The organism is Isoptericola croceus, from assembly GCF_029382255.1.
In the GTDB taxonomy this organism is placed as follows: domain Bacteria; phylum Actinomycetota; class Actinomycetes; order Actinomycetales; family Cellulomonadaceae; genus Isoptericola; species Isoptericola croceus.
Map to the genome: position 1 here is coordinate 292,814 of NZ_JARLLG010000003.1, position 11,873 is coordinate 304,686.

At 72.1% G+C, this 11,873-nt stretch carries 12 protein-coding genes; 5 read left to right on the forward strand and 7 right to left on the reverse strand.

Features of this window, described 5'->3' with window-relative positions:
- Positions 1-5: 5 nt before the first annotated feature.
- A complete protein-coding gene (mshC, locus tag PZC42_RS09960) occupies positions 6-1,295 on the reverse strand; it encodes a cysteine--1-D-myo-inosityl 2-amino-2-deoxy-alpha-D-glucopyranoside ligase (protein ID WP_277210541.1) in 1,290 nt (429 codons plus the stop codon).
- An 18-nt stretch (positions 1,296-1,313) separates the two neighbouring features.
- Positions 1,314-2,186: an undecaprenyl-diphosphatase UppP gene (gene uppP, locus PZC42_RS09965; protein WP_277210543.1), complete on the reverse strand. Its 873-nt coding sequence runs from the start codon at positions 2,184-2,186 to the stop codon at positions 1,314-1,316.
- 81 nt (positions 2,187-2,267) lie between these two features.
- Between uppP and PZC42_RS09970 the strand changes: the two genes are divergently transcribed.
- Positions 2,268-3,239, forward strand: coding sequence for an aldo/keto reductase (locus tag PZC42_RS09970; RefSeq protein ID WP_277210545.1), 972 nt, complete (start codon positions 2,268-2,270; stop codon positions 3,237-3,239).
- Between the two features lie 22 nt (positions 3,240-3,261).
- On the opposite strand, the gene PZC42_RS09975 is transcribed toward PZC42_RS09970, so the two are convergent.
- Positions 3,262-3,546 (reverse strand): primosomal protein, encoded by a 285-nt coding sequence (locus tag PZC42_RS09975; protein WP_277210547.1) that lies wholly within the window; start codon positions 3,544-3,546, stop codon positions 3,262-3,264.
- Positions 3,547-3,618: 72 nt separating this feature from the next.
- Between PZC42_RS09975 and PZC42_RS09980 the strand changes: the two genes are divergently transcribed.
- Genes PZC42_RS09980 through PZC42_RS09990 form a run of 3 tightly spaced genes read left to right on the forward strand, consistent with a single transcriptional unit; the run spans position 3,619 to position 5,200 of the window.
- Positions 3,619-3,825 (forward strand): DUF5703 family protein, encoded by a 207-nt coding sequence (locus PZC42_RS09980; RefSeq protein WP_106269450.1) that lies wholly within the window; start codon positions 3,619-3,621, stop codon positions 3,823-3,825.
- A gap of 1 nt (position 3,826) precedes the next feature.
- On the forward strand, positions 3,827-4,600 hold the full coding sequence (locus PZC42_RS09985) for a fructosamine kinase family protein (protein ID WP_277210550.1): 774 nt from the start codon (positions 3,827-3,829) through the stop codon (positions 4,598-4,600).
- 6 nt (positions 4,601-4,606) lie between these two features.
- Entirely contained in the window at positions 4,607-5,200 is a 594-nt protein-coding gene (locus PZC42_RS09990) for a dihydrofolate reductase family protein (RefSeq protein WP_277210552.1), read from the forward strand.
- A gap of 10 nt (positions 5,201-5,210) precedes the next feature.
- Here PZC42_RS09990 and PZC42_RS09995 read toward each other — a convergent pair whose 3' ends face one another.
- Positions 5,211-6,554: a M20/M25/M40 family metallo-hydrolase gene (locus PZC42_RS09995; RefSeq protein WP_277210554.1), complete on the reverse strand. Its 1,344-nt coding sequence runs from the start codon at positions 6,552-6,554 to the stop codon at positions 5,211-5,213.
- Positions 6,555-6,583: 29 nt separating this feature from the next.
- On the reverse strand, positions 6,584-8,218 hold the full coding sequence (locus PZC42_RS10000; protein ID WP_277210556.1) for a multicopper oxidase family protein: 1,635 nt from the start codon (positions 8,216-8,218) through the stop codon (positions 6,584-6,586).
- 377 nt (positions 8,219-8,595) lie between these two features.
- Here PZC42_RS10000 and PZC42_RS10005 point away from each other — a divergent pair, with 377 nt between their 5' ends.
- Positions 8,596-9,966, forward strand: coding sequence for a lytic polysaccharide monooxygenase (locus tag PZC42_RS10005; protein ID WP_277210558.1), 1,371 nt, complete (start codon positions 8,596-8,598; stop codon positions 9,964-9,966).
- Between the two features lie 77 nt (positions 9,967-10,043).
- Here PZC42_RS10005 and PZC42_RS10010 read toward each other — a convergent pair whose 3' ends face one another.
- Together PZC42_RS10010 and PZC42_RS10015 are read right to left on the reverse strand one after the other, a co-directional pair.
- On the reverse strand, positions 10,044-10,652 hold the full coding sequence (locus PZC42_RS10010; RefSeq protein ID WP_277210560.1) for a GNAT family N-acetyltransferase: 609 nt from the start codon (positions 10,650-10,652) through the stop codon (positions 10,044-10,046).
- A gap of 43 nt (positions 10,653-10,695) precedes the next feature.
- Positions 10,696-11,868: an AI-2E family transporter gene (locus PZC42_RS10015; RefSeq protein ID WP_277210562.1), complete on the reverse strand. Its 1,173-nt coding sequence runs from the start codon at positions 11,866-11,868 to the stop codon at positions 10,696-10,698.
- Positions 11,869-11,873: the final 5 nt, after the last annotated feature.

Genomic DNA, 11,873 nt, shown 5'->3' on the forward strand with positions numbered 1-11,873 from the left:
CAGGCTCACAACCGCACGCCGAGCAGCGCGTTGACCGCTCGCGCCACCACCCCGGGTGCGCCTTCCTCGTCCCCGGACGTGTCCCGGCCCGGGGCCAGCGCCCGGTCCGCCCACGCGTCGACCGCGGCCAGCGCCCGGGGTGCGTCGAGGTCGTCGGCGAGCGCCGCGCGCAGCTCGGCCAGCAGCGCGTCGGCCGGCGGCGCGCCGTTGCCCGAGACCGCAGCACGCCAGCGGTCGAGCCGTTCCCGGCCGGCGTCGAGGGTCGCGTCGGTCCACTCCCACTCGCTGCGGTAGTGCTGGGCGAGGATCCCGAGCCGGACGGCCATGGGGTCCACGCCCTCGCGACGCAGCGCGGAGACGAGCACGAGGTTGCCCCGCGACTTGCTCATCTTGTGCCCCTGGTAGGCCACGAGCCCTGCGTGGACGTGGGCGGCGGGCGCGGTGTCCGGCCCGGCGAGCATGCGTGCGTGGGAGACGGACATCTCGTGGTGCGGGAACAGCAGGTCTGCTCCCCCGCCCTGGACGTCGAAGGGCAGGCCGAGGCCGTCTCGGGCGATGACGGAGCACTCGACGTGCCAGCCGGGGCGTCCCGTGCCGAGCACGCCGCCGTCCCAGGCGGGCTCGCCGGCGCGCTCTCGGCGCCACAACAGCGGGTCCAGCGGGTTCTTCTTGCCCTCGCGGTCCGGGTCTCCGCCCCGCTCGGCGAACAGCTCCGCCATCGTCGTGTCGTCGAGGCCTGAGACGGTGCCGAAGGCCGGGTCTGCCGTGAGGTCGGCGTACACGTCGCCGAGCTCTGGGGTCGCGCCGCCTGCTCCGGGCTCCACCGGCACGCGGTACGCGGTCCCGTCGGCCAGCATCTGTGCGACGGCCCGGGCGATCGGCTCGACATACTCCACCACGCCGGTCCACGGCGCCGGCGGGACGACACCGAGCGCCGTCATGTCCTCGCTGAAGAGTGCGGTCTGGTCGCGGGCGAGGTCGCGCCAGTCGACGCCGGTCTCCGCGGCTCGCTCGAGCAGCGGGTCGTCGACGTCGGTGACGTTCGAGCAGTAGGTCACCTGCTTGCCGGCGTCGGTCCACGCCCGGTGCAGCAGGTCGAAGGCGACGTAGGTCGCGGCGTGGCCGAGGTGCGTCGCGTCGTACGGCGTGACCCCGCACACGAAGGACCGGGCGGTGGGCCCGGGAGCAGGGTCGACGAGAGCACCCGAGGTGGAGTCGTGCACTCGCACGGCGGGACGGCTCCCGTCGGCGGGCGCGGGCAGCTCGGGGATCTGAGGGGCAGGCCAGGGATGCACGGGGCCAGGCTACCGGCGTCAGACCGCCTGGCCGGAGTCGGCCTCCAGCACGCCGGTGAGGATCAGCACGACCACGAGTGCCGCCAGCGCGTAGCGGTAGTAGACGAACAGCTTGTAGGAGTACGTCGAGACGATCTTGAGGAAGCCGATCAGGACGACGTACCCGACGACGAAGGCGACGAGCGTCGCCACCACCGTGGCCAGGACGCCGGCCGTGCCCGGATGGGCGGTGCCCTGGACCGCACGGGCCAGCTCGTAGAAGCCGGAGCCCAGCACGGCCGGGACCGCGAGCAGGAACGAGTAGTCGGCCGCGGACCTGCGGGAGAAGCCCATCGCCAGGCCGGCGGTGATCGTCGCACCGGACCGCGACACACCCGGGACCAGGGCCAGCACCTGGGCGAAGCCGAAGCCCAGAGCACGCCGCGGGGTCATGTCCTGGATCTCCAGCCGGCGCGAGCAGTAGGTGTCGGCGAGCTGCAGCAGCACGCCGAAGATCACCAGGGAGGCGACGGTGAACCACAGGTTCCGCAGCGTCGTCTCGATGTGCTCCGCGAACAGCACGCCCGTGACGACGATCGGCACCGAGCCCACGGCGATGAACCAGGCCATCCGGGCGTCGAGGTCGTGTGCGCCGAACCGCGACCGCCAGTCGCGGCCGTGCTCGCCGCGCAGCGCCTTCCACCAGGCCACGCAGATGTTCCGGATCGTGCGCCGGTAGTACAGCAGCACGGCGACCTCTGTCCCGATCTGGGTCACCGCCGTGAAGACGGCGCCCGGGTCGGCCCCGCCGACCAGCTCACCGACGATGCGCAGCTGCGCGCTGGACGAGACGGGCAGAAACTCGGTGAAGCCCTGCACCAGGCCGAGGAGGATCGCTTCCCACGCACTCACGGGCGGCAACACTACCTGCGTCCTGAGGGGTCACGGCGCGGGACCCGCCTGCCGTCGGACCGCGCCGGTAGGGTTCCGCGCATGGAAAGACGGCAGGTGGGCGCCTCAGGGCTGCGCGTCTCCACGCTCGGGCTGGGCACGATGACCTGGGGGCGGGACACGGACGCGGTCGATGCCGCGGCGATCCTGCGGTCGTTCCTCGATGCCGGCGGCACGCTGGTCGACACCGCGGCCTCTTACGGCGACGGCGATGCGGAACGCCTCCTCGGCGAACAGCTCGCCGGTTCGGTGGGGCGCGACGAGCTGGTGCTGTGCACCAAGGGTGGCGTCCGTCACGGCCCGGCAGGACCTCGCCGCGACGCATCCCGCGGCGCGCTCCTCGCGGACCTCGACGCATCGTTGGGACGCCTCGGCGTCGACCACGTCGACCTGTTCCTGGTGGCGTGCCCGGACGCGTCGACACCGCTGGAGGAGACGGTCTCGGCACTGCGGCTGGCCGTCACCTCGGGTCGAGCACGGTACGTCGGCCTGTCGAACTTCCCGGCGTGGGCGTCGGCACGCGCCGCCACCCTCCTCGAGGCGGCCGACGGCATCGGGTTGGCTGCCGTGGAGATGGAGTACTCGTTGCTCCAGCGTGGCGTGGAACGCGAGACCGTGCCCGCCGCAGAAGGCCTGGGTCTCGGCCTGCTCGCCTGGTCGCCCCTGGGTCGCGGGGTGCTCACCGGCAAGTACCGACGCTCCGTGCCCGTGGGATCACGGGCCGCGTCGAACCATCTCGCAGACTTCGTCGGGCAGTACCTGGAGGACCTCGACGCCGCGGCCGTCGTCGAGGCGGTCGCCACAGCCGCCGACGGGCTCGGCAGGGCACCCCTGGAGGTCGCCCTCGCGTGGCTGCTCGCACGCCGGGCGGTGGCGTCCGCCATCGTGGGAGCACGCACACCCGAACAGCTCAAGGGGACGCTCGGCGCGCTCGACCTGGCGCTGCCCGGCGAGGTCCATGCCGCGCTCGACGACGTCTCCGCCCTGGTCCCCGGCTACCCCGAGCGCTGGTAGCCAGCGCTGGTAGCCAGACGGCTCAGCGCCCGTCGGCCTCGTCGCCTCGCTCGCCGTCGTCTTCGTCATCATCGTCGTCTTCGTCATCATCGTCTTCGTCATCATCGTCGTCATCGAGGAAGAACGGCGTCACCTCGGTATACACCTGAGCCAGGGCGTCCTCGTACACCTCGAACGCGTCGGCGAGCACCTCATAGGCGTCGTCGACGGCCGGGTCCTCGTCGCCACGACGGGTGGAGACGGCGTGGTAGTGCCCCTCGAGAGCGGCGACGAAGCGGTCCAACGCGGCACGCGGATCAGCGGTCATGCTCTGACGGTAGCGCCAAGCGGGGCACAATGGGCACACGAAATCGCCGGACGGTCACCTGGGAGGCGACGAATGGCATCGAGCTGGCGCAAGCACGGGCAGTACGAGTACCGCGTGGTCACGATCGACCGGGGCACCTCCGTGCCGGACGCGCGCAGGATGCTTACCGACGAGGCCGAGTACGGCCGCTGGGAGCTGGCCCGCACCCGCCTGTACCTCGGCGGCGAGCGCCGGGTCTGGCTGCGGCGCAAGGTCATCCGGGCGACCTCGACCCTCTGAGATGACCACCTTCCGCAAGGCACGCCGCGGCGCGCCGGAGGGGTTCTTCGCCACCGAGGCGGCCGGGCTGCGCTGGCTCGCCGTCGACGACGGACCGACGGTCGCCCGCGTACTCGACGTCGGCGCCGGCCACCTCGACCTCGAGAGGGTCGCACCGGCCCCACCCACGATGGACGCGGCGCAGCAGCTCGGCCGGCGCCTCGCCGCGATGCACGACGCGGGCGCCCCGGCGTTCGGTGCGCTCCCACCCGGGGCCGACGCCGGCTGGTTCGGGCCGCTCGACGACCCGCTGGAGATGGTCAACGGATCGTGGTCCGACTGGCCGACCTTCTACGCCGACTCCCGCCTGCGGCCGATCGCCGCGCAGGGCCGGCGCCGCGGAGTGTTCGGGGCCGACGACGCCGCCGCGTTCGAGCGGGTCTGCGCCCGGTTGCCCGAGCTCGCCGGACCGGCTGAGCCACCCGCACGGCTGCACGGCGACCTGTGGTCCGGCAACGTGCTCTGGACCGACACGGCCAGCGGGACACAGGCCGTGCTCATCGACCCGGCTGCGCACGGCGGCCACCGGGAGACGGACCTGGCGATGCTGGCGCTGTTCGGTGCGCCGCACCTGGACGAGATCCTCGCCGCGTACGACGCGGTGCACCCACTCCCACCGGGCTGGCGCGACCGGGTGGCGATCCATCAGCTCTACCCGCTGGCGGTGCACGCGGTGCTGTTCGGCGGCGGGTACGTGGGCGCCACCCGCCGGTCGATGGCCGACCTGTCGGGCTGAGGACCGATGAGTCGGCCGCCCCCGCGCGGTCGTACCGTCATGCGCACCGTCTTCGCTTTCGAGGTCGTCTCGCTGGACGGCTACCACGTCGATGCCGCAGGAACCCTCGATTGGTTCCCCGCGGACCCGCAGCTCGAGGAGTACTCCCGGGGCCAGGGCGAGCACATCGACACGATCGTCATGGGTCGCCGGACGTTCGAGCTGATGGCGTCGTACTGGCCGACTCCGGCTGGAGCGGCCGACGACCCGGTGGTCGCGGCCTTCATGAACGGCCTGCCGAAGGTCGTGGCCTCCCGCACCCTGAGCGAGCACGAGTGGGGTCCGACGACGTTCGTCGCCGACGACGTCGCGGGCCACGTCGCGCGGCTCAAGGCGGGACCGGGCCGGGACATCGCCGTCTTCGGTAGCTCCACGCTGGCCGGACACCTGCTGGCCGCAGGAGTGATCGACGAGCTCCGGGTCGCTGTCGCACCGGTGGTGCTGGGCGCCGGCACGCCGCTCTTCGCGGGTGCCCCGGGCCCGATCCCCCTGGAATGCGTCGGAGCGCGCGAGATGGGCGCCAGTACGTTCCTGACCTATCGGCCGGCCTCGAAGACCTGAGCCGTCCGCGTCAGCAGGACATGAGCAAGCGGTCCAGCACCCGGGTGCCGAACCGCAGCGCGTCGGTGGGGACACGCTCGTCGACTCCGTGGAACATCCCCGCGAAGTCGAGGTCGCCCGGGAGCTGCAGCGGAGCGAACCCGTAGCCGGTGATCCCGAGGCGTGCCAGCGACTTGTTGTCGGTGCCGCCCGAGAGCGTGTACGGAAGCACGGCGGCGCCCGGGTCCTCCGCGTGCAGGGCGTCGACCATCGCGTCGACCAGGTCGCCGTCGAACGGAACCTCCAGCGACCGGTCGGTGTGGATCGGCTCGATCCGTACGTGCGGACCCGCGAGCTCGCGCAGGACACCCATGGCCTCGGCGTCGTGCCCGGGCACCGTGCGCATGTCGAGGGTCGCCGAGGCCGTGCCGGGGATGACGTTGGCCTTGTAGCCCGCGTCGAGCTGTGTGGGGTTGGTCGTGTGACGCACCGTGGCGCCGACGAACTTCGCGGCCGGGCCGAGCGCCGCCACGAGGGCGTCGACCTGCTCCGGGTCCGCCCCGCCGGTGGGGTCGAAGGGTAGACCGGTCAGGTCAGCCACTCCTCGTAGCAGGCGTTCGACGGTCGGGGTGAGCGTGTACGGCCAGGCGTGCTTGCCGATCCGTGCCACGGCGGCGGCCAGCTCGGTGACCGCGTTCTCGTGGTTGACCTGCGAACCGTGCCCGGCACGGCCGTCGGCGACCAGGCGCAGCCAGGCGAGCCCCTTCTCCGCCGTCTGCACGAGGTAGGCCCGACGCCCACCGACGTCGACGGAGAACCCCCCGACCTCGCTGATCGCCTCGGTGGCACCCTCGAAGACCTCGGGATGATGGTCGACCAGCCAGCGGGCACCGAGGACTCCCCCGGCCTCCTCGTCGGCGAACATGCCGATGACGACGTCGCGGGCCGGACGGCGGCCCTCGCGCGCCATCTGACGCACGACCGCCAGGATCATGGCGTCCATGTCCTTCATGTCGACGGCGCCGCGCCCCCAGAGCAGGCCGTCGATCTCCTCCCCGGCGAACGGGTCGACCGACCAGTCCGCCGCGGCGGCGGGGACGACGTCGGTGTGCCCGTGCAGCACCAGGGCGGGGCGCGAGGGATCCGCCCCCTCGAGCCGCGCGACCACGGAGGCGCGACCCGGTGCGGACTCGTACAGCGTGGGCTCCACCCCGACGTCGGCGAGCAGCCCGGCGACGAGCTCGGCCGCCTTGCGTTCTCCCGGCCCCTGGTTCTCGCCGTAGTTCGAGGTGTCGATCCGCAGCAGGTCCTGGCAGATGCCGACGACCTCGTCCTCGGCGGTGGGCACGGACGCGGCGTCGGACTGCATGGTCATGGTCACAGGCTACCGACCGGGCGCAGGTGTCAGTGGCCCAGGTGCACCGTGCGCGGACCCCTGCCGTCGCCCTGCTCGTGGCCCGCGTCGTAGCCGGCTCCGTGACCGAGGTGCGTGCCGTCGTCGAGCACCTCGATGCGGTCCGGCGCTTCCTCCCCCGGGCCGACGACGACGAACTGGCCCATCATTCCGGCGTCCTCGTGCGCCAGGATGTGGCAGTGGTACATGTACGGCGTGTTCGAGTCGGTGTGGTTGCCGAACGTCACGAGCAGCCGGGTGACCTTGCCGGGCTGGAGGTAGACCGTGTCCTGCCAGCCCTGGAGCTCGAGCGGCGGCACCGTCCCGGCGACGTCGAGCACATGGAACTGTGCGTCGTGCACATGGAAGTTGTGCACCATGTCGTCGCGGCCGAGGACCTCCCAGATCTCGGTCGCACCGGACTCGACGACCTCGTCGATGCGACCCATGTCCATCGGCTCGCCGTTGATCGAGTTCCCGGCGAGCGTGAAGGTGCGGGTCGCCGTGGCAGTGCCGGCGTCCGGCAGCCGGGCGTCGTCACCCGCGAGCGTGCCCGGCACCTGCGCCGTCGGAGCGAGAGACTCCGCCGCGCGCAGCTCGAGGACGTCCAGCGTGTCGTCGCCGCCGGAGAACCGAGCCGTCACGGGATTGGTGCCCAGGTCCTGCGGGTGGCTGCGCAACACGGTGCGCTCACCCGCGGCGACGTCCACGACGATCTCCGCGCGGTCGCCCGGGCTCAGCGTGAGCCGGTCCGTGCGGACCGGCTCGGGCAGCAGACCGCCGTCCGAGGCGATCACCGCGAACGCGCGATCGTCCGTGAACCCGAGATTCATCACCCGGGCGTTCGCACCGTTGAGCACGCGTAGCCGGACCCTCTCGGTGGTGACGTCCAGGTAGGGGCCAGGTGTGCCGTTGACCAGGATCGTGTCACCCACGATGCCGACCGGCGAGAACAGTGGCGGGCCGTCGTCGAGGCTACCGTCGGCATCGAACGACTTGTCCTGGATCACCAGCGGCACGTCGTCGACGCCGTAGTCGTCCGGCAGGTCCACCGTGCCTGGCTCGTCGACGAGGAAGAACCCCGCGAGCCCGCGGTAGGCGTGGTCCGCGGTGCGCCCGTGCAGGTGCGGGTGATACCAGAGTGTCGATGCCGGCTGGTCGATCGTCCAGGTGGGTGACCACTTCTCGCCGGGGGCGACCACCTGGTGCGGTCCGCCGTCCATCGCCGCGGGCAGCTTCATCCCGTGCCAGTGCAGGGTGCTGGTCTCGGCCATCGAGTTGGTCACGTCGATGCGCACCTGCTCGCCACGCTCGGCGCGCAGCGTCGGCCCGAGGAACGACCCGTTGACACCGAGAGTCGGTGTCGGTGTGCCCTGACCGAGATCCGTCGCCCCCTCGAGCATCTTGAGGGTGAAGACCCGGGTGCCGTCGGCCTGGACGCTCGAGTCCGCGAGCGGCGGGATCGCCAGTTCCCGGTCGAACGCGACCTGCCCGGCGGTGTCCAGTGCGGCACGGGCGTACACGACCGCCCCGGCAGCACCGAGCAGGACCGCGACCAGCGCGACGCAGAGCGTGACGATCGTGATGACCCGGCGGCGCGAACGGGTACGGGCTCGGGCGGCGGCCGAGGGCTGCTCGGTGGTCATGTGAACTCCTTGTCGACGGCAGGCAGCAACGCTACGGACGCCGTGCGGGCCCGCGCATCCGGCATCGGCCGTAGACCGACCCGGAGCTTCCCCCGGGTTCCGGCCCGCTGTGACTCAGGGTGGCTTCAGGGTGCGGTGGGCCAGCTGCGATCTCGACACCGGAGAACCGCGGTCGGGTGCCACCAGATACCGCCTGAGGACGCCGGCCCAGGCAGAGCCGTGGGCCACGGTGCGCACCGTGGCCCACGATCCGCGACGTCGCCGACGACACCATGCTGGTACGTCCCGACGATCCGAAACGTTTTGGCACGTGCCGCGCTCCGCGCCTTTCGGGCACCGTCGTCTGTATCCGTAGTCACCCCGAGAAGGAGCTCGCCATGCGAAGACTCGTAGCACTGGCCGTCGCGGCGCTCGTCGGCGCCGCCGGACTCGTGGTGGCGACGGAGCCGCCCGAGGCTCAGGCCCACGGCGCCGAGGTGTTCCCTGGCAGCCGGCAGTACTTCTGCTGGCTCGACGGCCTCACCGAGACCGGCACGATCGACCCGCAGAACCCGGCGTGCGCCGACGCCGTCGCCACCAGCGGCGTGACGCACCTGTACAACTGGTTCGGCAACCTGGACTCGAACGGAGCCGGTCGCACCGAGGGTTACATCCCGGACGGGCAGATCTGCGACGGTGGCGGCAACGGCCCGTACGACTTCTCGGCGTACAACGAGCCGCGGACCGACTGGCCGACGACGCACCTCACCGCCGGCGCGACGTACGAGTTCCAGCACAACAACTGGGCCGCCCACCCGGGGCGGTTCGACGTCTACGTGACCACCCAGGGGTACGACCCGCTGTCGCCGCTGGGCTGGGACGACCTGGAGCTGATCGACTCGGTCGTCGACCCGCCGGAGTCCGGGGGCCCCGGCGAGCTGAACTACTACTACTGGGACGTCACGCTGCCCGCCGACCGCAGCGGCCGGCACCTCGTGTTCACGCACTGGGTGCGCTCGGACAGCACCGAGAACTTCTACAGCTGCTCCGACGTGATGTTCGACGGCGGGAACGGCGAGGTCACCGGGATCGGCGACACCGACCCGGACCCTGACCCCGACCTGGCGTGCCCGGACGAGGCACCCGGCGTGCCGGGCACCGTCATGGCCTCCGACGTGCACGCGACCAGCGCGCACGTCATGTGGGGCGTGGCCCAGGACGGCTGCGTGACCGGCTACGACGTCATCGACCCGGCATCCGGTGAGGTGCTCGCCTCGACCGACGGCTCCCCGATGGTGGACCTGACGGGCCTGGATCCCGAGACCACCTACGACGTCGCCGTCCGGGCACGCAACGACCACTCCGGCGAGGTCTCCGCGACCTCGGCGACGACGTCGTTCACCACGGCCGCCGAAGACGTCGACCCGCCGCCCACCGGTGACTGCGAGGTCGACTACTCCGCACCGTCGTGGGGTGCGGACCAGCGGGGCTACACCGCCTCGGTGACGGTCACCAACACCGCCGACGCCCCGGTCGCCGACTGGGAGGTCGCGTTCGAGTACCCGGGCGGTCAGACCGTGGACGTCCCCGGCTGGAGCGCGACCGTCTCCCAGGACGGCACCTCCGTGACGGCGACCCACCCGGCCTGGTCCAGCACGATCGGTGCCGGTGAGTCGGTGACGTTCGGCTTCAACGGCGCCACCGCGGCCGCCGGCGAGCACCCCGACCCGGCCGCCTTCACCCTCAACGGGACGGCCTGCTCGAGCTGAGCCCGCCGACGCCGCCGGCTCGGTCCGGTGATCGGCCGGTCCGGGCCGGCGGCGTCGTCAGGGGCAGGGCGGCATGTTCAGGGCCAGCGGGGCGCCGCCTCGGCCGGCCACGGCTCGGCAGGCTCGCGCGGGTCGCCCGGCAGCAACGACGCCATCCACGAGTCCCGCAGAACGCCGCGCTGCAGGCCGTAGCGCCGCAGCGTCCCCTCGAACCGGAAGCCGAGCCGCCACGCGACGCGGCGCGAGGGCCAGTTGCCGACGTTCGCCTGCCACTGCAGCCGTGCGAGGCCCAGGCCCTCCGGGTCCAGCGCCCAGTCGGCGGCCAGGCGCGCGGCTGCCGTGGTCAGTCCGCGGCCCCGGGCGTCGGGCGCGGTCCAGTACCCGATCTCGCCCGCCCGGTCCTCCCCCGGTGCTCCGATTCTCCGGGAGATGCCCATCATGGCCAGGACCGGTCCGTCGACTTCGCCCGGCGGGCGGACCGCCCAGGTGAACATGGTGTCGTTCGCCCAGCCGTCGGCCACCATCTGCGTGACGAAACCCTCGGCATCAGCCCGGGAGTAGGGCGACGGGACGGTCGTCCACTTGGCGATCTCCGGGTCGGCGCACACCTCGGCGACGCGGTCGACATCAGCAGGGGTCGGGGTGGACAGCGTGGCCTCGGGGCCGCGCAGGACGAAGGGTTCCATGCGTGCATCCTGCCAGGACGCCGTGCGGCGGGACGAGCGGATATCAGGCGCGCGGCGAGGACGGGCGAGGGTCGGTCGACTCCTGCTCCGCGGGGCTCTCTGCCGAGTCGGCGGTGGCGGGCGGGTCCGGGCTGGTCTCGTCCGCCCCAGCGGGCAGCGGGACCGGGGAGTCCCCACGCAGCGTGGAGAAGACGGTCCACACCACCGCCACCAGCGGCACCGCGACGACGGCGCCGAGGATCCCGGCGAGCACCGTGCCCGACAGCACGGCCACCGCCACGACCACGGGGTGCAGCGCGACCTGCTTGCCCATGATCAGCGGCTGCAGCACGTGCCCCTCGAGCTGCCCGATGGCCGCGATGCCGAGCGTCACGATCAGAGCCGTGACGAAGCCCTGGGCCGCAAGGGCCACCACGGCGGCGATGATCATCGCCAACGGCGCTCCGATGATCGGGATGAACGCCCCGATCAGTACGAGGACGGCCAGCGGAGCAGCGAGCGGCACGCCCAGGATCTGCAGCAGGACGAAGGCGAGAACGCCGTCGATGAACGCGATGATGACGGTGCCGCGGGCGAACCCGGAGAACGTGTACCAACCGGCACCCGCGGCGTCCCGCCACCGGCGACGATGCCGTGCGGGCACCTGCCCGACGAACCATCTCCACATGCGGTCGCCCGAGTGCACGAAGAACACGGTGCAGAAGATCGCGAGCGCGAAGACCATGAAGCCCTCGACCACCGAGCCCGCCCGCTCCGCGGCCTGCCCGGCCAGGTTCTCGGCGTTGTCCGCGAGCCACTGCTGACCCGAGTCGATCCACTCGTTGAGCTGGGCGGCCGTGATCGACAGACCGAAGGGCAGGTTCTGCAGCGAGTCGAGGATCTGCTCCACACCGGTGTCGAACTCACCGGCCAGGCGCGTCCACTGCCCCGCCACGGACGCGACGACATAGGTCAGCAGCCCGCCGAAGACGATGACGCCGCTGAGCAGGGCCAGCAGGGTCGCCAGGGCCCGGGGCATGACCCGGGCGTACAGGTCGGCCAACGGCCGGAAGACGGACGTCAGCACCAAGGCCAGGAAGATCGCGACGAAGATGACCCGTATCTGTGCGGTCGCGTACACGACCAGCGCGACGGCGGCGACGACGGCGACGAGCCGCCACGACCAGCCACCCGTCGTGCGCAACCACTGCGGGACGTCCTCCGTGGACTCGCTCACGACCA